This is a genomic window from Pseudomonas sp. BF-RE-22, assembly GCF_019956155.1.
GTDB lineage: Bacteria > Pseudomonadota > Gammaproteobacteria > Pseudomonadales > Pseudomonadaceae > Aquipseudomonas > Aquipseudomonas migulae.
Map to the genome: position 1 here is coordinate 1 of NZ_JAHBDD010000013.1, position 21,462 is coordinate 21,462.

Sequence of the window (21,462 nt, forward strand, 5' to 3'; positions counted from 1 at the left end):
CGATAGCATCACCGCGGTGCATCAGGTACACCGAGGTGATGCTATCGCCAGCAAGCCGGCTCCTACAGGGGGGGGTTAACGGATCGGGAAGCTGTTGAAGTCCACGGCGTTCGCCAATTGGCAATCGATCAGGTCGATGAAACCTTGCGCCTGTGGGGTGTTGAAATGCGATTGCATGGCCGCTTCCGATTGCCAGCGGGCGCTGACGTTCCAGCGGTTGCTGTCCTCGGGGCAGCGGTCGACCATATAGGATTCGCAGCCCGGTTGTTCACGCAGGGTTTCGACAATCTTTTGCAGTTGCTTACCCAGTTCGTCCGAGCGGCCGGCTGCGGCCTGCACCTTTACGGTGTTGATCACTTCGTTGGACATTGCTCACACTCCTGAATCAGGCCGGACGAATCCTGCTCATTGAGGGATAACGCTTACGAGGATAGGCCTGCACTTGCGGACCGCCAATAGCCAATTGCCGGATAAAAACCCAGACCAATCGCTCAGGCGATTTGCTGAAAAATGTCACGCAAGCGGTCCAGCGCGGTGTCGATGTCCAGGGTTTCAATGGCGCCAAACCCCATGAGAAGCCCGGCCTGTGGCGCCCGCTGGTAGTAAAAGGTATCGATGGAATACAGCCCGACTTCGACCTTTTTCGCCAGTTCGATCAGCAATGGCATATCGATAGGCACTTTGCACATAAGCACCATGTGGAAACCCGCCGTGCTCGGGATCGCTTCGAGCCAGGGTGACAGGTCACTGGCGATACGCGTGAGGATGCGTTCGCGACGCCCGGCGTAGATCGTATGACAGCGCCGGATGTGCTTGAGCAGGCAGCCTTCGGCGATGAATTTGGCCAGCGCCCATTGGGGCAGGGTGGAGGTGTGCAGGTCGGTGAGTTGCTTGGCGCGGATCACCGCTTCGAGAATCGCCGGCGGCAAAATTGCGTAGCCGAGGCGCAGTTCCGGCAGCAGGGTTTTCGAAAAGGTCCCGACGTAGGCGACGATCCCGCGCTCATCCATGCTTTGCAGCGAGTCGGTGGGCCGGCCTTCGTAGCGGAATTCACTGTCGTAATCGTCCTCGATGATGATCGCGCCCAACTCGTAGGCGCGCTCCAGCAGCGCCACGCGACGTGCCTGGCTCATCGGCATGCCGAGCGGAAACTGGTGGGACGGCGTGACATAAATCAGCCGGGTGCCCAGGGGGATTTTGTCGACCTGGATGCCGTCTTCGTCGACCGGTACGCCGATCACCGTGGCGCCGTGGCTGCCGAACAGCAGGCGCGCGGGCGGGTAACCGGGGTCTTCCATGGCGACGATGCTGCCGGGGCGCGTGATCACGCGGGAGATCAGGTCCAGCGCTTGTTGCGCACCGTTGCACACCACCACGTCTTCGTCCTGGCAATTCACCCCACGGGAAAACGCGATGTGCCGGGCGATCGCATTGCGCAGCGCCGGCAGACCTTCAGGCAAGCTGTAGAAGCCTTTGGAACCGGACATCTGACGCAGCGCGTGGGAGGTACAGCGCCGCCAATCGTCCTGCGGAAACTGGCCCTTGCTGGTGGCGCCACCGATGAAGTCATAACGCAGCGAGCCTTCCAGTGTCGGGTGACGCAAAAACACCGGTAAATTGCGCCACGACTCGATGACCTCGGCGCTCGCCAACTGCGAATGGCTTTGCTTGGGCTGCGCTTTGGCCGTCCGGGCATTGACGTAGGTGCCTTTGCCGATCACCCCGGTCAGGAAGTTTTCATAGGTCAGTTGCGCGTACGTGTCGGAAATGGTCTTGCGCGAGATGCCCAGCTGTTCGGCCAGCAGACGGCTGGGCGGCAGTTGCGTCCCGGCTGCCAGGCGACCGGATTCGATGGCGCTGCGCAGTTGGTTGTACAACTGGCCTGCCAGGTCCTTGCGGCCGTTGATGACAACATGAAGTTCCATACCGGCGGGGCTCCTGGGCGGTTAAGGCGCGTGTGCGTCGCGCCAGATTACGCGCAAGCGCCGCCGTGCAGAAGTTGCGTGGGGGAAAAACCGCGGATTGGTCTGCTCGGAGTGGTCCACCGGTATTTCGCGCAATTGGATCTGTAACGCCGGCGCATCAGCGCTTACCGTGAAAACATCTATCAATCCACGAGGCACGCCATGACTTCCCGTCTGGATTACTACAGCGCGTCGCCCAAAGCGATGAAAGCGATGATCGCCATGGAGGCGCTGACCAGCAACCTGAGCATCGAGCCGGCGCTGCTGCACCTGATCAAGATCCGCGCCTCGCAGCTCAACGGCTGCGCCTTCTGCACCGACATGCACTCGGTGGACGCGCGACGCCTCGGCGAGACCGACCGGCGTCTGTATTCGATTGTGGTCTGGCGCGACAGCGGCTTTTTCAACCCCCGCGAGCGCGCGGCGCTGGCCTGGACCGAAGCGGTCACCTTGCTCTCGCAAAGCCATGTGCCGGACGACGTCTACGCCCAGGCCCGGGAACAGTTCAGCGAGAGCGAAATGGTCGACCTGACCATCGCCGTCACCACCATCAACAGCTGGAATCGCCTGGCGGTGAGTTTCCGCCAGTCCCCCAGCGCGTGATGACGCTGTCACATCAGGTTCATGAACGTTGCGCAGGATGAGGTTTTCAAAGGACAGATCGACAGGGAGTCATTGATGTCATTCATGGAAACCGCCGGGCGCCAGAGCCCTGCCGAATACCGCTCGCCGGTAGACACCTCGTCATCCAAACATGCGCAGGCCGCCGCGCTTGATCCGCAACTGGCGCAAGCGTTCATGGTCAGTGCCCGCTGCGGTTGTTTCATGCAGGCGTCGCGCAGTCTCAACATCAAGGCGACGTTGCTGCGCAAGCAGTTGGCGCAACTCGAAGCGCACCTGCAGTGCTCGCTGTTCAGCCATGGCGACAATGGGGTTGCCCTCAGTCGTGAAGGCTTGCAGCTTCAGGCGCAGCTGATTGCCTTGGCCCATGAACGCGACTTGCCGGTGATCGAACAGCCCTTGGTGCGCCTGGCCGTCGCCGAATCGATCCTGCATGACATCCTCGGTCGCGACCTGGTGGCCTTGCTGCGCCGCAACGCCAGTGTGCGTCTGGAGATCATCTCCCTCGACAGCGAGCTGGCCCTGCGCGCCGTCAGCGCCGATGTGGTGGTGTGGCTGGCCGACACTGATTCACCGCTGCCGGGCCCGAGTTTTGCCGTCGACGAGCCGCGATGCCTGGCGCGGCTCGACTACCTGCCGCACATTGCCAAGCGTTATTCACGCACTGCATCACGCCCGGACAACCTCGATGACCTCGCCGATTTCCTGCTGGTGCAATGGCAGCCTCATCGTCAGGTCGAGAGCTTTGTGCCGTGGAATGCGCTGGTGGACCAGCGCCTCGCCGGGGTGGTGCAGTTGCATGCCTATGAGCTGATGCTGGAGATGATCCGATGCAGCGCCTGTATCGGTTTGCTGCCGGGTTACATGAGCCATTTCGACCGTGGTCTGATCGCTCTGCCGGGGTTGTTTGGCCAGCCGATGCAGCGCCAGGTGTGGATGGCGGTCAATGCGCAGTCGCAGGATGAGGCGCAGGTGCAGATGATCGTCGAGCTGATTCAAAACACCTTCAATGAACGGCGGGAGTGGTTCGAAGCCTGAGCAATACCAACTGTAGGAGTGAGCCTGCTCGCGATAGGGCCATAACATTCAACATTGATGTTGACTGTCCGGACGCTATCGCGAGCAGGCTCACTCCTACAGTAGTTTCTCGTCATGCTGGAAGATTGCGTTGTAGAGTGAGCGGCCATGTCTGTATCAAGGATGAATCACCCATGCCCGTCACTGACGCTGTCATTACGCTTGAACGCTTCAACGAATCCCACCTCGAAGGCATCACCGCGCTTTACAACGAGCCAGCGATTACCCGGCAAGTGCTGCAAATGCCGTTTCAGTCCATCGAGGTCTGGCGCAAACGCCTGGATCCGGGCAACGAACGGCATGTGCAACTGGTGGCGCTGAGTCAGGGGAGGGTGATCGGCAACATCGGTCTTGAGCAGTTTTCGCGCATCCGCCGCAGTCATGCTGCCAATTTCGGCATGGGAGTCTCTGAGGCGTGGCAGGGCAAGGGTGTTGGCTCGAAGCTGTTGGCCACCGCGCTGGACATCGCCGACAACTGGATGAATCTGCAACGGGTCGAGCTGTCGGTGTACGCCGACAACGAAGCAGCCATCGGTTTGTACCGCAAGTTTGGTTTTGAAACCGAAGGCCTGTTTCGGGACTACGCCGTGCGTGACGGAGTGTTGGTGGACACCTTGAGCATGGCGCGTCTGCGCCGCACGCCCAAGGCCGGTTGATTCACTCGCCCAGTGCAAACGCCACCGCCGCCTGCGCATGCAGTTCGGTGGTGTCGAGCAGGGGCAGGGTGCTGTGTTCGGGTTTGATCAGCAGGCCGATTTCGGTGCAACCGAGGATGATGACCTGGGCGCCGCGCTGGCTCAGGGATTCGATCACCTGCTGATAAATCCGGCGTGAGGCCTCGCTGATCGCCCCGACGCACAACTCGTCGTAGATGATCCGGTGCACGGCTTGACGCTCCTCGGCGTCCGGCACCAGAACGCTCAGCCCCATCGACGTCAGGCGTTCCTTGAGAAAGTCCTGTTCCATGGTGAACGCAGTCCCCAGCAACCCGACGTTCAGTGCGCCGGCATCCACCGCCGCCTGTCCGGCCGGGTCGGCGATGTGCAGGAACGGAATGTTGATCGCCGCCTGAATCTTCCCGGCGACCTTGTGCATGGTGTTGGTGCACAGCACCACGCAATCGGCGCCGCCAGCCTCCAGCCGCCGCGCGGCATCCACCAGAATCAGCGCCGCATCGTCCCAGCGACCGGCATGCTGGGCCTGTTCGACAGGCCCGAAGTCGACGCTGTACATTAGCAGTTTCGCCGAACGCAACGGCCCGAGCCGGTCGCGTACCTGTTGGTTGATGAGGCGGTAATACTCGGCGCTGGACTCCCAGCTCATGCCGCCGATAAGGCCGATGGTACGCATGGCGTGCTCCTGTTGATGGCAACCCTTTGTCTGGGAGTATCCCGTGGCGCTTCACGGCTTTCTATCAGGAAATTTCACATGCTGAGCCAACGGCTGCCGGGCGCTAAAGTCAGCTTGCAACTTCTGCCCCGTGCCGCTTACAGCGCACGCGATCCGGCGCAGTCGCGCACCATCGGGGTGACGCTGGAGCGCCAGCAGGGCGTGCACGCGATTGACTCTGATCGGCGGGTGGATTTCGATACGTTGCCCGGTGTTCTGGCGTATACCCCGGTGGGCGTCGAAGTGTTTTCCGAATCGTCCAGCGGTGGCGAATACTTGCTGATGCAGCTGGACGAATCGTTTGCCGATGAACAATTGCCCTCCGTTGGCCATCGCGTCCAGTCTTGCGGCAATCGACAGGCGCTGAGCCTGGCACGCGAAGTGCGGCGTTTGTTACTGGCCCCACACCGCGACCTTCTGGCGCTGGAGCAATGTGCCCTGGGATTCGTGGGTTTGGCGCAACCGCAGGTCGAAATGGCTCATCGGCCCGCGCCAGCCGCACTCGCCCAAGTGCTGGACCTGATCGCAGAACAATTCCATCTGCCCCTCACGCTGCAACAACTGGCGGCGGCCTACGGCCAGAACGAGCTGCGCTTTCTGCGAGACTTTACCCGCGCCATCGGCCTGACACCGCACGCTTACCTCGTTGAAGTACGACTGCAGGCGGCACGGCGGATGATCGAGCGCACCGGTCTGAGCCTGGCTGACATCGCCCTTGATGCCGGTTTCGCCCATCAGTCGCACATGGGCAGCGCCTTCCGCAAATTCCTCGCCATGACCCCCAGTCAATACCGCTCACGCTTTTAGTCGTACGCCCGCCGCGCGCATCTGCCATGCTCAAAGTCCGCAGCACTGTTTCAACAAAGGAACACCGCAATGGACGACGTACAGCAACTGGGCGAGATGCTTCGCCACTACGCAGACAGCGAAGCGCACAAAAAACAACTGTTCGAGTCGCAATCGGCCGTGTGGGCGACGCGCATTGGCGAGCTGTTCGATCAGATCCAGCAATGGCTGGAACCGGTCCGGGCGCCGAACCTGCTGGAAGTCAGTCGCGAGGCGTATGTCGCCTCGGGGCCGAGCGTTCCGGTCGAGACGTCAACGTTCAAGACCGAGAAACTGGGCATCGTGATCGCCGGCAAACCCGTGGAGTTCGTGCCGGATGTGATGGGTACCGGTGGGCAGATTTCCCTGGCGGTGATGGGCCTGACCGCCGCGCGGTATGGCAGCATTTCGCTGGTGTGCCTGCCGCCGTCCAACAACTGGCAGTGGCGCAAGACCAATGGTTTGAAGGACCCGGACACCTTTGCCTTCGACGCGAATTTTCTGGCGCAGCAGTTGCAGAGCTTGATCCCCCGCGATCGGAGCTGATCTCTCCGGACTTTCACCTTTCCCCTGTGGGAGCGAGCCTGCTCGCGATGACGGTTCGGCAATCAACATAAATGTTGGCTGAACCACCGCTATCGCCGGCAAGCCGGTCTCGCTCCTACAATGGATCTGCGGTGCATCAGATTTCGAGATTCACCCAGCCCGGTTTTGCCACTTCCGGCGCAACCGCCTTCACCACTTTCCCCGTCGCCAACTCCACCCGTCGAGCCACCTCCGGGTCATCGGCAAACGGGATCAGGCTCGCTTCCTCCAGACTTTCTGCCGTCTGCTGCTTCAGGCAGTACTCGACCGCCAGCCAAAGCCCCGCAACACCCACGATATTCAACACGATCTCGAACATCTCAGCTCCTCGCCTCAGGCAATCCGTGCATCACGTTCAGCCATCGCCACGTCGGAAACCCGCACGGTGCGCCAGGCGTTGTACGCCATCAGCAGCATGCCGCTGAGGAAGAACACACCGCCGGCAAACCGCACTACAAATCCGGGATGACTGGCCTGCAAGGCTTCGACGAAGGAGTAGGTCAGCGTGCCGTCGTCGTTGATCGCGCGCCACATCAGGCCCTGGGTGATGCCATTGACCCACATCGAGGCGATGTACAGCACGGTGCCGATGGTCGCCAGCCAGAAATGCAGGTTGATCAGCGGCGTGCTGTACATCTGCTCGCGGCCGAAGACTTTCGGAATCATGTGGTAGACCGCGCCGAAGGTGATCATCGCCACCCAGCCGAGGGCGCCGGCGTGCACGTGGCCGATGGTCCAGTCGGTGTAGTGGGAGAGGGCGTTCACGGTCTTGATCGCCATCATCGGCCCCTCGAAAGTCGACATGCCGTAGAAGGCCAGCGACAGCACCAGAAAACGCAAAATCGGATCGGTGCGCAATTTATGCCAGGCACCCGAGAGCGTCATCATGCCGTTGATCATGCCGCCCCAGCTCGGCGCCAACAGGATCAGCGACATGGCCATGCCCAATGACTGCGCCCAGTCCGGCAACGCGGTGTAGTGCAAATGGTGCGGGCCGGCCCAGATGTACAGGGTGATCAACGCCCAGAAGTGCACGATGGACAAGCGATAGGAGTACACCGGCCGCCCGACCTGTTTCGGCACGAAGTAATACATCATCCCGAGGAACCCGGTCGTCAGGAAAAACCCCACCGCGTTATGCCCGTACCACCACTGCACCATGGCGTCGGTGGCGCCGGAATACACCGGGTAGGACTTGAACCAGTCCACCGGAATCGACAGGTGATTGACCACGTGCAGCATGGCGATCACCACGATGAACGCGCCGAAAAACCAGTTGCCGACGTAAATGTGATGGGTCTTGCGTTGCACCACCGTGGTGAAAAACACGATGGCGTACGCCACCCAGACCACGGTCATCCACACCGCGCCGGAGAATTCGATCTCGGCGTATTCCTTGGTGGTGGTGTAACCCAGCGGCAGGGTGATCAGCATCACCACGATGACCGATTGCCAACCCCAGAAGGTAAAGGCGGCGAGGGTGTCCGAGTACAGCCGCACCTGGCAGGTACGCTGCACTGCGTAATAACTGGCGGCGAACTGCGCGCTGCCGGCAAAACCGAAAATCACCAGGCTGGTGTGCAGCGGACGCAAACGTCCGAACGAGGTCCACGGCAGGTCGAGGTTCATCTCGGGCCACACCAGTTGCGAGGCGATCCACACCCCCATCGCCATCCCCACGACGCCCCAGAAAATGGTCGCCACGACGAATTGGCGGACGACCTTGTAGTTATAGGCCTGTCCGATTGTTGCTGTGCTCATGGTCAATGCTTCCACGGTTGCAAAGTCTTGCCAGGCCACCCGGACTGGCATGCCGTGAACTGTAGAAACCTCCTCGAAAACAAAACAGATTCAGGAAAGCGCAATTAATACGGATCAGATAACGGCGCCGTACCTGTCAGAGTTGACAGTATCGGCGGATTGAATCCAGCGGTTTAATAAACCCGCTGACGCATTGGGTAGTGGTGAGTTCCAGTGGTTGCGTTCAAGGCAAGTCAGCCCTGCAGGTCATGGCGATCAGGAGGGGCACTTTCATACAGGATGTTCTGAACACAAGGGTGAACCAATGACAACTTTCACTTATACAGGCCCCAAGGTGCCTGCCGATGATGCGTCCGTGATGCCCGATATTCGCGGTAAAAAGATATTCATGGGTTTTTGGCATAACTGGGGGCCGAGTGCCGGGTATCAAGGCGGAGTGACGGGTGAAGTGCAACTGGAAGACATCCCCGTCGAATACAACGTTGTGGCCGTCGCGTTCATGAAGGGCGCCGGTATCCCGACATTCAAGCCATACAACCAGACCGATGTGGAGTTTCGGCGTCAGGTCGGCGTACTCAACAAGCAAGGTCGCGCGGTGCTGATTTCACTGGGGGGCGCCGAAGCTCACATTGAGCTGCGCAATGGTCAGGAACAGGCGCTTGCCACTGAAATTATCCGATTGGTGGAAGTCTATGGTTTTGATGGGCTGGACATCGATCTGGAGCAGACTGCTATCGACTTTGCCGATAACAACAAGGTAATTCCCGCTGCGTTGAAGCTGGTCAGGGAGCACTACGCGAAGGAAGGCAAGCATTTCATCATCAGCATGGCGCCGGAGTTTCCGCACTTGGTATCGAGTGGCAAGTACGTACCGTATTTGACTGCGCTGAAGGACCATTACGACTTCATTGCCCCGCAATACTACAACCAGAACGGTGATGGGCTTTATGTGCCAGGCCTTAATCCACCCTGGCTGGCGCAAAACGATGGCGTGCGCAAGGAAGAGTTCCTCTACTACCTGACCACTGCATTGGTAACAGGTACTTATGGGTTCACTAAAATCCCTGCCGACAAATTCGTTATCGGCTTGCCCAGCAGTATCGATGCCGCCGCCAACGGGTATGTAGTTGATCCCGCTTTTGTGAAAAATGCACTCAAACGACTGGTAAAAGACAGCAACGGGATCAGAGGCTTGATGACGTGGTCGTGCAGTTGGGAGTGTGGCACCAACAAGGCCGGTGATTCGTACGATTGGCGCTTCAAAAGGATTTACGCACCCATCGTTGATGAGATGCCGAATCAACCTCAGTAGTGATCCATCAAACTGATATGGTTTTTTTGAAGCCTCCTGAATCTGTAATGTTTTTCCGGTGCCCCTCATAGTCGCCTCATCGAAAACGAGCCACAGAGCCCGTCCCATCCTGATGAGGTAGCCACATGTATCAGTACGACGACTATGACCGGGCGCTGGTCTTCGAGCGGGTTGCGCAGTTTCGTGATCAGGTCGAACGCTTCACGGCAGGCGAGTTGAGCGAAGAGGAATTCCTGCCGTTGCGCTTGCAGAATGGCCTGTACATGCAAAAACACGCGTACATGCTGCGCGTGGCCATTCCCTACGGCACGCTCAGCGCGCAACAGATGCGTACGCTGGCGAGCATCGCCCGGGATTACGACCGTGGCTACGGCCACTTCACCACCCGCCAGAACATGCAGTTCAACTGGATCGAACTGGCCCAGGTGCCGGAAATCCTCGAACGCCTGGCCCAGGTAGAAATGCACGCGATCCAGACGTCCGGCAACTGTGTGCGCAACATCACCACCGAAGCCTTCGCCGGGGTCGCGGCGGACGAGTTGATCGACCCACGACCGCTGGCGGAAATCCTGCGCCAATGGTCGACGATCAACCCGGAGTTCCTGTTCCTGCCTCGCAAATTCAAGATCGCCATCTGCTCGGCCGTACAGGACCGCGCGGCGATCATGATGCACGACATCGGCCTTTATCTTTACCCCGGCGCCGACGGGCAAATGCTCCTGCGGGTGATCGTTGGTGGTGGTTTGGGACGCACGCCGATTCTTGGCCTGCAGATTCGCGAAGGCTTGCCGTGGCAGCATTTACTGTCGTATGTCGAAGCGGTGCTGCGTGTCTACAACCGCCACGGTCGGCGGGACAACAAGTACAAGGCGCGGATCAAGATTCTGGTCAAGGCGCTCGGTATCGAAGCCTTCGCCAGGGAAGTGGAGGAGGAGTGGCAGTACCTCAAGGACGGTCCGGCGCAATTGACCGGCGATGAATATGCGCGTGTCGCCAGTGCCTTCGTGCCGCCGGATTACCGTTCGCTGTCCAGTACCGACCTGGAGTTCGGCACCCGTCTGGCCGAAAACAGTGCATTCGCCCGCTGGGTTTCGCGCAATGTCCAGCCGCACAAGGTGCCGGGCTACGCCAGTGTGGTGCTGTCGACCAAACCGGGCAGTGCTTCGCCGCCGGGCGATGTCACCGGCGAACAAATGGATGCCGTGGCCGCGTGGTCCGAGCAATTCGGGTTCGGCGAAATCCGCATTGCCCATGAACAGAACATCGTCCTGCCGGACGTGCCGAAGTCGGACCTGTTCACGCTCTGGCGTGTGGCTTGCGAGCATGGGTTGGGCAGTGCCAATGTCGGTTTGCTGACTGACATCATCGCGTGCCCCGGCGGCGATTTCTGTGCATTGGCCAACGCCAAGTCGATCCCCATTGCGCAAGGCATTCAGGCGCGTTTTGACGACCTGGATTATCTGCATGATCTGGGCGACATCAGCCTCAACATTTCCGGTTGCATGAACGCCTGCGGCCACCACCACATCGGCAATATCGGCATTCTTGGCGTCGACAAGAACGGTAGCGAGTGGTACCAGATCACCCTCGGCGGCGCTCAGGGCAAGAACAGCGCGTTGGGCAAAGTCATCGGCCCGTCCTTCAGCGCGGCTGAGGTGCCCGACGTGATCGAGCGGATCATCGCCACGTTCGTGCGTTACCGCGAGAGTGAGGAACTGTTCGTCGACACGTTGCAGCGCCTTGGTCTGGAGCCGTTCAAAGAGGCGGTCTATCCGAAGTTGCTGGAGGTGTCGGCATGAACAATCTGCTACGACTGGAGGCCGGTGTGGCGCGGATCGATAGCGCCGATCCGTGGACCCTGGTCAGGGATCCAGCCACCGGATTACCTTCAGGTCCGGTGATAGTGCCGCTGGCCTGCTGGCTGGAGGCGCCCGGGCAGCAGGGCGTGTGGCTGGGGCCGGACGATGAGGTGGAAAGCCTCAAGCCGTGGTTCGACCAACTGCCGCTGATTGCGCTGGACTTCCCGAGTTTTCGCGACGGTCGTGGTTACAGCCAGGCGTATTTGCTGCGTACCCGATTGGGCTGGACCGGCGAATTGCGCGCGGTTGGCGATGTCCTGCGCGATCAACTCAGCCACATGCGCCAGTGCGGTTTCGACAGCTTCGCGGTGCGCGAGGACAAGTCCGCCGAAGACGCGCTCAAGGGCCTCGCCGGCATGAGCGTGTTGTATGGCCGCTCGGTGATCGAGCCTCGACCGTTGTTTCGGCGGCGCTGACAACCACACGACTTTTTGCTTTGGCCGGGGACCCCGTTTTGATAGAGTCCGCGCCTCATAAGGAAGCGGGTCAAAGAAAGGAGTCTGGTTTGAGCGCGGGCAAGAAAGTTTTAGGGCTGGTCGCAGTGTTGCTGATGGCGGCCCTGTGGGGCAGTTATGTGTATCTGTTCCAGGAGAACCGTGACGGGCAACTTGGGGCGTCAGCCGACAGTTCTGCCTGGTGCGGCACGCCACCGGCCAGCGATGCGGCGGCGCTGGGCAAGGATCACCTGACCCTGCGCATCACCAACAATGTACGGGGCGATTTCATGCTCTCGGGGGCGGTCATCGTCTCCGAGCGCACTTTCGATCGGTATGACCTGGGCCGCAACGAGTTGCGCCTGCGCCTGGAACCTCTTCAATGGTCCTACGGCGTCACGCCGATCTTCCTTGAGCAGGTCAGGATCAAACCGCTGAGTCGCAACCTCTCTTCGCTCGACAAAAGTGCCTACGCCGAGCTTGAATCCCGGCCTATCGGCGTGCAGGGGCGGGCGGCGGCGTTTCCGTTCGACACCTGGCGCTACGGCTACAAACCGGTGCTGTACATCCTCAAGGGCAATGAACGGATCGACCTGAAGTTCAAACGCATCACCACCCTCATGGAGATGTCCAATACCTTCACACCGATTCAAAAGTACAACCGGGTCGAGTACATCAACGAGAAAAATTCATTGGTTCGCGAGGACGATTACAAGCCCTATGCGGCCAATGAGTGCGCCTTCAGTGTCGAGCGCAAAGGCTCGTTCAAGGTGATTGTGCTGCTGTTGTTGCTGGTGATCTGCCTGCCGCTGATGCACGTGTTTTATCGTGACGAACCGGGCATCGATTTTCTCGCGACACTGGTGAGTATCGGCGCGATCCGCGTGCTGTTGGTGGGACCGCTGGAGGACTTCCAGCTGTACAACATCGACTTCCTGTTCGGCGCCGCGATTCTGCTGGTGGGCACGGTGTCGTTGATCAAGGCGATGCGGGCGAACAGTCGGCGGGAGTTGGCGTTGAAGAGTGGTTCTTCGTGGTGACGCAAGGTTAAGACCATGGTGACGCTTTCGCGGGCAAGCCTCGCTCCTACAGGTATTGCGTAATCTTTGTAGGAGCGAGGCTTGCCCGCGAAGGGGCCCTCGAATCAACCCTCGGATCACTTCAACGCCGGATCCCCCATGTTCATCTTCTTCCAGCCTTGCAACAGCACCTGGGCCTTGGGCTCCTGTCCGTTTTCAAGGTAGTACTGGATCAACGACAACCGCGCATTGCGGTTCGCCGGTTGCACCTTCAACAACCGTTCCAGTTCCTCGCAGGCCTCATCGACCTTGCCGCTGTCATGCAGCGCCACCGCCAGCACGTAGCCGAACTGCGCGCTCTGGGGTTCCAGGCCAGCGGCTTTGCGCAGCACCGGCATGGCCTGGGCCGTTTTGCCCGCTCGTATCAGCGACAACCCTTGGGTATGCAACAGCAAAGCGGCGTCCGGATGCTCCTTGATGCCCTGTTCCAGCAGGGCCTGTGCTTCCTGACCGCGCCCACTGGCTTCCAGCCACTGCACCAGCGTCACCAGCGCCGGGTAAAAGTCCGGATCGCGCTGGAGCGCCGTGCGCAGCAGCGCTTCAACTTCAGCGCTGCGACCGCTGGCCTGATACAGCATGGCGAGGTTGAGGTTGGCTTCCGCGCGTTCGGCCAGGCTCTTTTGCACATCCTCATACTCGGCGATGGCGGCGTTCCAGTTCGCCTGAGCGCTGCCCAAACCGTCGCGGGCGACGCTGAGCAGATCCCGGGCGGCAGCGATGCGTACCGCTTTGACCGGGTCACCCAGTAACGGTGTCAGCAGTGGTGCGCGCTCCGGCGGCGGGAGGAACGCGCTGATCGCCCGAACGGCGCTTTCACGCACTTGCGGTGCCGGGTTGCGCAAGTCCTGAGTCGCCAGTTTCAACGCCTGTTCGCTGGGATACAGCGGCAACTCGGCCAGCAGCGTTGCGCGCTGGATCGCCGGCAGGTTGCTGCGTTGCAGCTGTTCGTACAAGGCTTGCGCCGCGCCGGGCTGACCGTTGCGAATCAGCCACAGGCTTTCGTCGTAACGCGGCGCCTCGGCGGCGGCTGCGGTGTTCCAGAGCTTGAATTGTTCAGTGATTTTGTCACCGGCCTTGCCCTGATGGCAGGTCAGGCAGGCGTCCGGCGTGCCAAGTTTTTTCGCCCGCTCAGGGTTGGGAATGCTGAAGCTGTGGTCATGCCGAAAGTCATTGCCCATGTAGAACTTGCCGGGCATGTGGCAATCCACGCACTGCGAACCCGGTTGGCCCATGGCGTGGCGGGTGTGCTCGACAGAATCGTAGTTTTTCGCCTGCAAGCCCTTGCCCTCGACACCGGCCACCGAGGTTTTGCCGGCGCTGTTGTGGCATTGCAGGCAGACGCCGTTGCCCGGTGCCTTGAGTTCGTTGCTGTGGGGGTTGTGGCAGTTGCTGCAGCGCACGCCCTTGTCGAACATTTTGCTCTGGGCGAAGGAACCGTGTTCGAACACTTCGTCCTTGATCTTGCCATCCAGCGCATACAACTCGCGGGTCAGGGGGCTGGGCAGATAGTCATCCATCAGGCGCTTGCCGACGGTAAAACCATCACCCAGCGGTGCGCGCCGTGAGTGGCAGCGGGCGCAGGTTTCGATCTCGACGGTCGCGTCCTTGTCCTTGAGGTCGACGGCGAAACCGGCGTGGATCAGATCAGTCTTTTTTGCGGTCCATTCCAGGTGACTGGACGCCGGACCGTGGCACGCCTGACAACCCACGCCAAGGCTGTTCCACTGACTGTCAAAGGTGTTTTTAGCCGCGTCGAATTTGCGTTTGTAGCCGGTGGTATGGCACTCGACGCACATGAAATTGGCGTTCTGGCTCGGCTTGCTCCAGTGCAACGGGTTCTTGAAGTTCACACCCTGGTCCGGATAGAGGTGAAACCAGCGGTGTTTCTCGGTATCCCAGGCAACGCCCAACGCCTGCAACCGACCGTCACCGACTTCAATCAAATACTGCTGCAACGGCGCGATGCCAAAGGTGTAGGCGACCTTGAAGTCAGCGTTGTTGCCATCAATGCCCGGTGTGTTGACCCAGAATTCGTCGTTCTTGCGCGAAAACCGGGTCGTCTCGTTTTCGGCCTTGAAGGTGACGTTGTTGAAGTCGCCGAGCATCGTCCCGGCGCTGGCTTCCTGCATCGCCAATTGGTGATGCGAGCCTTGCCAGTCCTTCACTTGTTCGCTGTGGCAAGCCTGGCACTGTTGCTCATCGACCATCTTCGCCGGCGCGGCGACCACGGGTTTTTCAGGAGCAATGACCGGTGTACTGAGCGGCGGCGCATAGGTCACCGGGGCCGGTTGGCTGCTGAATAGAAACCAGCCAATGCCCGCGATCGCCAGGAGCAACACGCTGATGAGAACGGGAAACAGATAACGAGAAAACGAAGTCGGTGACGAATCAGGGTTTGGGGCGGCTGCTTTATTTTTATGTTTCGGCATTGCGACTTCCATAGTCCGGGTGCGTTTGCCGTCAGGCGCGCGTTCTAGCTCGATGCAGCTTTGACGGATGCCGGGCGTCTGTCAAATGACAGGTGTGATCCTCTGCGCGGCGATAGATGAATGTTGTGATTCTGCACAACAAAACGCGCTGCATTAGCTATACCTGTTAAACCATTTCCAAACCGTAGTCGACCGCCCTACAGGAGTTACCGCATGAAGCTTGCATTGATGATGAGTACATTGTGTATTGCCTCGATCGGCGTAGTTGGCTGCGCCAGCAAAAAGGTCGAGCCAGACGAGTATTCAGGCTTCCTCAAAAATTACAGCCAACTCCAGGAAGCCAAGTCACCTTCGGGTGCCGTAGTGATGCGCTGGATCGATCCGAAAGTTGACATCAAGAAATTCCAAAGCGTGTATATCGAGCCGACCCAGCTGTATCCAAAACCTCAGCCGACGGCAAAAATCCCTCAGACCACCCTGAACGGAATCACCAGTTATTACGATCAGGCGCTCAAACGCGAAATCGGCAAATCCCTGCCGCTGGCCTCAGGCCCTGGCCCAGGTGTGATTGTGGTGCGCGCCGCGATCACTGCCGTGAGCAGCAAGACCGAAGGGCTGAAGCCTTATGAAGTGATCCCGATTGCGCTGGTGGCAGCGGCGGTGAGTACCGCCAGCGGTATTCGTGATCAGCAGACCGACCTGGCCACCGAAGCGGTGTTCCTGGACGGCGGCAGCAATAAAGTCGTGGCCCAGGTCGTGCGTAAGGGCACTGGCAAACCGCTGGAAAACGAATCGCAGGTGATGAAGGCCGATGACGTGAAAAGCGTGATCGATGGCTGGGCTTCGGATATGCATCAGTCGTACTTGAAGCTCAAATCCAAATGATACGGCGGAGCTGAAGGCCTTTTCGCCAGCAAGCCGGCTTCCACATCAAGGTCAGGTCAGATGTGGGAGCGGCGGTGCGGTGATTGGACTTGCCCGCGAAAGTGATCCGGCATGCACTCAATACTCGGCTCGCGCCTGCCGGTTGTAATGGCTTATCAACGAGTCATACCCGCGCGTTACCGCATGAAAATCGTCACTCAAGTGTTGCGGCTCGGCCTTGTTCCGCCAGTCCTTGTGCAGCGTGTTTAACGCGTCCAGGTACTTCTGCGCCGGCCCGGCAATGTGCGACCAGAGATAACGCGGCACTTCATCGCGTTTCTGCGTTTGCGGGAACTGGTGCCGTGTGAACTGCTGCCGGTAATCCCAGGCCAGTTGCAGCTCAGCGGTGGTCTTCGCCAGCGCCTGGGGCGTCAGGGTCCGGTTTTTCACCCCCTCACTTACAAGGTTCAGCGTGTCTCTGGCCTGAATCATGTAAGCCAGCAAATACCAGTGAATGTCCTTGCCCAGACGCGCCTCTATCCGGTTGAGCTGCACCCGTCGTTGTTCAACGTCCAGCGATTCGACGCGCTGTCTCAACGCTGCAGAAGCATTCAGATACGCCTCAGCCTTGGGCGCGAACTGCGTGGCAAACCCGGTTGGCAATTCAAAGGAGGGCGGCGAGAAAGCTGCCTGGCGGTAAAAGAGCATTTGTTCGGTCAGAGGCGTCACTTGCAGCAGCGTCTGCACATAAGCGTCGGCCTTCAGCGTTAACGGCGTGTCGTACTCCAGAAGCTTGAGTTTTTCGCTGATTTTCGGCGAACAGATGTCCCGTTGAATGCTGCGCGCATCACTGGCACCGTCGTCGTCGAAGTCATGCCGGTTGGCGATCCAGTCCTGGACCGGATCCGCTACTTGTTTCGGCGATTTGTACAGTTCGTACGCCACGCGCCAATGCACGTCGACGCGATTGATGCAGTCGATCACCGGGCTCAGTGAATTGGCCTGCGCGGTGATTGGCGCGTCGTATTTGTCCAGCCACAAATCAATACGGGCGACGGGTTTTGAGGCACCGGCCAGGCCCATCAACATCACCCCCAAAAAGAGCGCCACCGGGAGAAGCCATTTCGGATTCATCGCTGTTTCTCCTGGCCATACCACTGCTCGACGGTGGCCGGTGCGTTGCACTCTTTGGCGGTGACCGGCATCCGACTGCACAAGCGTTCGGTCCACTGTTGCAAACCCTGATTGCGGTTGACCGTGGCCTGGCTGGAGATCACTTTGAACACGCCGAGCAGCAAGACCAGCACCAGAATGCCGGCGCCCGCCAGACACCGTTTGAACAAGGGATGGGTACGTTGCCAGGACACCCGCGGATTGACCTCGCGACGGCGTATGAACCCGACACCCATCCGTATGGCGACGTACACCACGCTGCCGACTACGCCATACACGTGGCCAATGCCCACCGCCATGATTGCGTCGGGAATCAGGTCGCGCAAAACGCCAAACGGCAGCGGCTTGAGCGAGGGCGACAGGCGTGCACTCAGTCGATCGTCCAGCAGCCAATAACGATGAACGACGTGACCCATCAGCCAGTTGAGCACCCAACCGCCGACGGCGAATATCACTGACCAGAACACCGCAACGCCGATCAATCCGCCCAGGCGCGTACCCAGCGGCGCGAACTGCACGAAGCTTCCGACCAGGCAGGCGAGGGCGACGCCCAGGTACATCGGCCAACTGTCGTAGCTGTATTCCCAGTCACACCAGAAGAACGGCGTGCCGCCGGGCAGGTTTGCGCAGATGTCTGGGTGGTTGGCATTCAGCGCCGAGCTCAGAAGCCGGCATTGCGCCCAGTCTTCGTCACGCAGCCGTCGGGCCAGGGCGCGGCGCTGACTGAAACTGGACGGCGCCAGCAACAGGCGGGCGGCGCGATGTTCGGGTGTGGCGGCGGGTTGCGACGCCAGAAGTTGTTGTCGCGCGAGAAATATCGGCGCTTCACGACGCTCCCGCGAACGTTGCCGCTGTGTCAGCAACTGCTCGACCATGTCTTCATCCAGCTCCAGCCGTTGCTGGAAACTGAACCAGTGGAAGGTGTCGATCGCCCACTCAATCAGGGCTTCGGACGTGTCAGTGTGCTCAACGCAATGGCGCAACACGGCGTCTTCCATGGCAGCCACAGCGCCCCGTTCAAGGGCAGTGGCGTAACGTTGATCAAGTTCGCCGTGGCTGACCTCGTGCAACGAATGCGTGACCACTTGCAGAGGGTTGACCTCGATGACCGACAGGCCCGTCAGGTCCCACGACGCATCATCGCCCGAGGTTTCTTCGCGCGATTGCTCCCATTCCTTGATGTTCAGTGCTTGTTCGTAGGCTTCGCGCAAACACTGGAAACCTTCGGGGTCTTCATCCGGGCGGGTTTGTTTGAGCAGGGTCGCGTATTGGCGTTTGATACGGCGCGTATCGGCGTCGGCCGGCAGGCCAAGGACGGTCCAGCAACTCATTGCGTGTGCAACTCCATGAAAACCCGCGACGCGACAACTACCCTAAAACCGAGGGGGATGATGGCAAATTGATTTTGCGCACCCTACCTGTTTCGCGTCGAAAAGTCCCCAGGTCTTACGGTCAGTCGCCGACAAACCACCGGTAATACGGATTCCCCCCATCCCCGCGCATCACCTCGCGAATATCCCTGGCCCACGCATCACGGTCGCCGTCATAGGCATGCAGGCTCGCCCGATAGAACTGCATCAAGCGCTGCTGGTGCGCATTCATCCGCTCGATGAATCCCGCATCGGCATTCACTAACGGTGGCGCGACGTGCAAGTCCAGCAGGGCGGGGAGCACCCGACTGATCTCTTTGGCCCGCACCCACGGCGCATATTCGATACGCGGCTGGTCGTCGGTCACCGGCGGGGCATCGGCGGCGAAACGCTCCAGCCCCGTGCGATCGGTGACCCACGTGGCGAGCAAGGCGTTGGCGGAACCGATGCCCACGTCCTGCAACGTGCTGCGCACACTGTCCTGCTGGAAGCGCTCGCTGATTTTCGCCGCATCCAGCGCAATCGGTTCCATCGAACCCACCAGCAGCATTTCGTGGAACTCGCTGGTCCACACGTTGGCGTACGGGAACACATCGAGAAAGCTGCGCACCAGGGCGCGCGAATCGTCGATGTTCTGCGTGGGCAGCGGCAGCCACTGCGCGACCAACCCCTGTTTCTCCAGACGACTGGCGGCCAGTTGGTAGAAGTCCCGGGAGTAAAGATTGACCACACCGGCAGCGGAGGGCGGTGGCGGCTCAAGGGTGATCAAGTCATAGCGCTGAGGGTTGCGCAGCAGCTCCTGGCGACCGTCGCGCAGGCGTACGTCAACGCCGGGATCGGCGGCGGCATTGAAGTTGCCTTTGAACAGCGGCGCAGCCTTGACCACCGAAGGCAGCAACTCGGCCACCACCCGGTGTTCCAGCCCCGGATAACGGGTCAATGCGCCGGCGGTGATGCCGGTGCCAAAACCGATCACCAGCGCCGAGCGCGGTTCGCCGTTGTGGATCAGCAGCGGCAGCAGCGCCTGAATGCGCATGTAACGCAAGGACGGCATGGCGTCGCCGGTGTTGGACACGCCTTGAATGTACAAGCGCTGGAAGGCTTTCTGCCCCTTGCCCTGGGTGACCACCGCCACGGTCCCGCCGCGTCCTTCCTCATAGAAGGCCAGCGTGGCGTTGCGAGCACCGGGGAGCAGGCTGGCGAGTTTGTTCACCGGGGTAAATACCGCCACCGCCACCGACAACAAGCCGATAGCCACCACCGCTTGGCGCCGACCTTTCTTGACCCCGTGACCCTTGCGCACCGCGAAGTACCCGATCCCGGCGGCGACGATGGCCAACAGCCCCAATGTGCGTACCAGGCCCAGCCACGGGATCAGCACAAATCCGCAGAGCATCACCCCGACAATCCCGCCCAGCGTATTGAACGCCACGACAGCGCCGACATCCTGGCCGACCCGCTCGCGGCCAACGCTAAGGCGCAGGGCGAGGGGGAACGCCGCGCCCAACAACAGCGTCGGCACAAACACGATGCTCAACGCCGCCACTGCAAACCGCGCGCTCATGCCCGGCAATTCACTCGCACCCAGCGACAACACCCAGGCTTCGGCGAGGCTTTGCGCGACCACCAGCCAGCGACCGAGCAGGGCGATTTCCAGCAACGCGACCAGCCCGGCGCCGGCGATCAGCAGCCCGAATACTCCCCAGGGATCACGAATGCGCTCCACCCGACGGGCCAGCAGCACACTGCCGAGAAACAGCCCGGTGAGGTACGTCGCCAGCACCACGGTAAAGGCGTAGGTGCGGGTGCTCATGAACTGCACGATCGATTGCGACCAGACCACCTCATAACCGAGGGCCACACCGCCGGCAATCGAGTACAGCCACAAGGCCAGTCGGTCGGGCGCTTTGCTCGACGTGTGTTTCGCCGGCGCAACGGCCGGTAGTGAACGGTGACGCTGAAACCACAAGGCGCCGGCGGCGGCCAGCAGGTTCAGCATCGCGGCGGCCAGGGCACTGCCGCGCACGCCGAGGGTGGCAATCAGCACGAATGCGGCAAGCAGGGTGCCGGCGATGGCCCCGGCGGTGTTCGCCGCGTAAAGCTGGCCGCCAGCCTTGCCCAGATGCTGCGGGTCAGTGGCCAGCGAGCGCACCAGCACCGGCAAGGTGCCGCCCATCAACAGCGCCGGAATACCCCCCAACGCAAACGGCAATACCCATGCGGCCAGACCGATGTGTTGTTCCAGCCAGGCAAACGGGCTGGCCGCGAGGCTCATGGCGAAGGTCGCGCCGACACCCAACACGGCCACCACCACTTCCAGCCCTGCATACAGCAGAACGGGCTGCTGCAAGCGATCCGCCCAGCGTCCGAACAGCCATCCACCCAAGGCCAGCCCGGCAAAAAAAGCGCTGATACCGGTGGTGATTGCATAGACCTCGACGCCGACCACCAGCGACAGTTGCTTGATCCACAGCACCTGATACACCAGCGCCGCGGCACCGGAGACGAACAGCAACAGGGCCGGGATCAGCAGCGCGGGGGAGGCGGCATGAGGAACAGGAATGGCCGACGACTTGCTGGCGACACGTGAGGACATAGGGCTATTGCCTTGTACAAATTTCGAATTAAACACAAAACCATTGTAGGAGCCGGCTTGCCGGCGATAGCGGCCGTCCAGTCGATAAAAGTGTCGCCTGAAAAAACGCCATCGCCAGCAAGCC

Annotated in this window: 19 protein-coding genes; 10 read left to right on the top strand and 9 right to left on the bottom strand. The window is 60.4% G+C overall.

What is annotated here, in order from left to right; genetic code table 11:
• Positions 1-75 precede the first annotated feature (75 nt).
• Both KGA82_RS09400 and KGA82_RS09405 read right to left on the bottom strand, forming a co-directional pair.
• Positions 76-369: a putative quinol monooxygenase gene (locus KGA82_RS09400; RefSeq protein ID WP_008042903.1), complete on the bottom strand. Its 294-nt coding sequence runs from the start codon at positions 367-369 to the stop codon at positions 76-78.
• A gap of 122 nt (positions 370-491) precedes the next feature.
• On the bottom strand, positions 492-1,925 hold the full coding sequence (locus KGA82_RS09405) for a PLP-dependent aminotransferase family protein (RefSeq protein ID WP_223450205.1): 1,434 nt from the start codon (positions 1,923-1,925) through the stop codon (positions 492-494).
• Positions 1,926-2,126: 201 nt separating this feature from the next.
• Here KGA82_RS09405 and KGA82_RS09410 point away from each other — a divergent pair, with 201 nt between their 5' ends.
• The 3 genes from KGA82_RS09410 to KGA82_RS09420 all read left to right on the top strand — a co-directional run bounded on the left by KGA82_RS09410 (position 2,127) and on the right by KGA82_RS09420 (position 4,318).
• Positions 2,127-2,567 carry a carboxymuconolactone decarboxylase family protein gene (locus tag KGA82_RS09410; protein WP_008030139.1) on the top strand — a complete coding sequence of 147 codons (441 nt, stop codon included), beginning with the start codon at positions 2,127-2,129 and terminating at the stop codon, positions 2,565-2,567.
• 75 nt (positions 2,568-2,642) lie between these two features.
• The gene (locus KGA82_RS09415) at positions 2,643-3,623 is read left to right on the top strand and encodes a LysR family transcriptional regulator (protein ID WP_223450206.1); all 981 of its coding nucleotides are present in this window, start codon (positions 2,643-2,645) and stop codon (positions 3,621-3,623) included.
• 173 nt (positions 3,624-3,796) lie between these two features.
• Complete coding sequence (locus tag KGA82_RS09420; RefSeq protein WP_008042908.1) at positions 3,797-4,318, top strand: GNAT family N-acetyltransferase; 522 nt, start codon at positions 3,797-3,799, stop codon at positions 4,316-4,318.
• A 1-nt stretch (position 4,319) separates the two neighbouring features.
• On the opposite strand, the gene KGA82_RS09425 is transcribed toward KGA82_RS09420, so the two are convergent.
• Positions 4,320-5,012: an aspartate/glutamate racemase family protein gene (locus KGA82_RS09425; RefSeq protein WP_223450207.1), complete on the bottom strand. Its 693-nt coding sequence runs from the start codon at positions 5,010-5,012 to the stop codon at positions 4,320-4,322.
• A gap of 78 nt (positions 5,013-5,090) precedes the next feature.
• On the opposite strand from KGA82_RS09425, the gene KGA82_RS09430 reads away from it, so the two are divergent.
• Both KGA82_RS09430 and KGA82_RS09435 read left to right on the top strand, forming a co-directional pair.
• Entirely contained in the window at positions 5,091-5,858 is a 768-nt protein-coding gene (locus KGA82_RS09430) for a helix-turn-helix domain-containing protein (protein WP_223450208.1), read from the top strand.
• Positions 5,859-5,927: 69 nt separating this feature from the next.
• On the top strand, positions 5,928-6,422 hold the full coding sequence (locus KGA82_RS09435) for a hypothetical protein (RefSeq protein ID WP_223450209.1): 495 nt from the start codon (positions 5,928-5,930) through the stop codon (positions 6,420-6,422).
• A 136-nt stretch (positions 6,423-6,558) separates the two neighbouring features.
• Here the strand turns inward: KGA82_RS09435 and KGA82_RS09440 are convergent, their stop codons facing one another.
• The gene (locus KGA82_RS09440; RefSeq protein ID WP_223450210.1) at positions 6,559-6,780 is read right to left on the bottom strand and encodes a cbb3-type cytochrome c oxidase subunit 3; all 222 of its coding nucleotides are present in this window, start codon (positions 6,778-6,780) and stop codon (positions 6,559-6,561) included.
• A 14-nt stretch (positions 6,781-6,794) separates the two neighbouring features.
• The gene (ccoN, locus tag KGA82_RS09445; RefSeq protein WP_207284251.1) at positions 6,795-8,222 is read right to left on the bottom strand and encodes a cytochrome-c oxidase, cbb3-type subunit I; all 1,428 of its coding nucleotides are present in this window, start codon (positions 8,220-8,222) and stop codon (positions 6,795-6,797) included.
• A gap of 304 nt (positions 8,223-8,526) precedes the next feature.
• On the opposite strand from ccoN, the gene KGA82_RS09450 reads away from it, so the two are divergent.
• The 4 genes from KGA82_RS09450 to KGA82_RS09465 all read left to right on the top strand — a co-directional run bounded on the left by KGA82_RS09450 (position 8,527) and on the right by KGA82_RS09465 (position 12,867).
• On the top strand, positions 8,527-9,534 hold the full coding sequence (locus KGA82_RS09450; protein ID WP_223450211.1) for a glycosyl hydrolase family 18 protein: 1,008 nt from the start codon (positions 8,527-8,529) through the stop codon (positions 9,532-9,534).
• A gap of 125 nt (positions 9,535-9,659) precedes the next feature.
• Complete coding sequence (locus KGA82_RS09455; protein WP_223450212.1) at positions 9,660-11,333, top strand: nitrite/sulfite reductase; 1,674 nt, start codon at positions 9,660-9,662, stop codon at positions 11,331-11,333.
• The gene (locus KGA82_RS09460; RefSeq protein WP_223450213.1) at positions 11,330-11,809 is read left to right on the top strand and encodes a DUF934 domain-containing protein; all 480 of its coding nucleotides are present in this window, start codon (positions 11,330-11,332) and stop codon (positions 11,807-11,809) included. Before KGA82_RS09455 ends, KGA82_RS09460 begins: the two co-directional genes overlap by 4 nt.
• 89 nt (positions 11,810-11,898) lie before the next feature.
• Entirely contained in the window at positions 11,899-12,867 is a 969-nt protein-coding gene (locus tag KGA82_RS09465) for a hypothetical protein (protein ID WP_207284255.1), read from the top strand.
• A gap of 116 nt (positions 12,868-12,983) precedes the next feature.
• Here KGA82_RS09465 and KGA82_RS09470 read toward each other — a convergent pair whose 3' ends face one another.
• Positions 12,984-15,335: a tetratricopeptide repeat protein gene (locus tag KGA82_RS09470; RefSeq protein ID WP_223450214.1), complete on the bottom strand. Its 2,352-nt coding sequence runs from the start codon at positions 15,333-15,335 to the stop codon at positions 12,984-12,986.
• Between the two features lie 213 nt (positions 15,336-15,548).
• Here KGA82_RS09470 and KGA82_RS09475 point away from each other — a divergent pair, with 213 nt between their 5' ends.
• Entirely contained in the window at positions 15,549-16,220 is a 672-nt protein-coding gene (locus KGA82_RS09475; RefSeq protein WP_223450215.1) for a DUF3313 domain-containing protein, read from the top strand.
• 117 nt (positions 16,221-16,337) lie between these two features.
• On the opposite strand, the gene KGA82_RS09480 is transcribed toward KGA82_RS09475, so the two are convergent.
• The 3 genes from KGA82_RS09480 to KGA82_RS09490 all read right to left on the bottom strand — a co-directional run bounded on the left by KGA82_RS09480 (position 16,338) and on the right by KGA82_RS09490 (position 21,338).
• A complete protein-coding gene (locus tag KGA82_RS09480; protein ID WP_223450216.1) occupies positions 16,338-17,333 on the bottom strand; it encodes a DUF3829 domain-containing protein in 996 nt (331 codons plus the stop codon).
• The gene (locus KGA82_RS09485; protein ID WP_223450217.1) at positions 17,330-18,703 is read right to left on the bottom strand and encodes a J domain-containing protein; all 1,374 of its coding nucleotides are present in this window, start codon (positions 18,701-18,703) and stop codon (positions 17,330-17,332) included. Before KGA82_RS09485 ends, KGA82_RS09480 begins: the two co-directional genes overlap by 4 nt.
• A 121-nt stretch (positions 18,704-18,824) precedes the next feature.
• On the bottom strand, positions 18,825-21,338 hold the full coding sequence (locus KGA82_RS09490) for a fused MFS/spermidine synthase (RefSeq protein WP_223450218.1): 2,514 nt from the start codon (positions 21,336-21,338) through the stop codon (positions 18,825-18,827).
• Between the last annotated feature and the right edge of the window lie 124 nt (positions 21,339-21,462).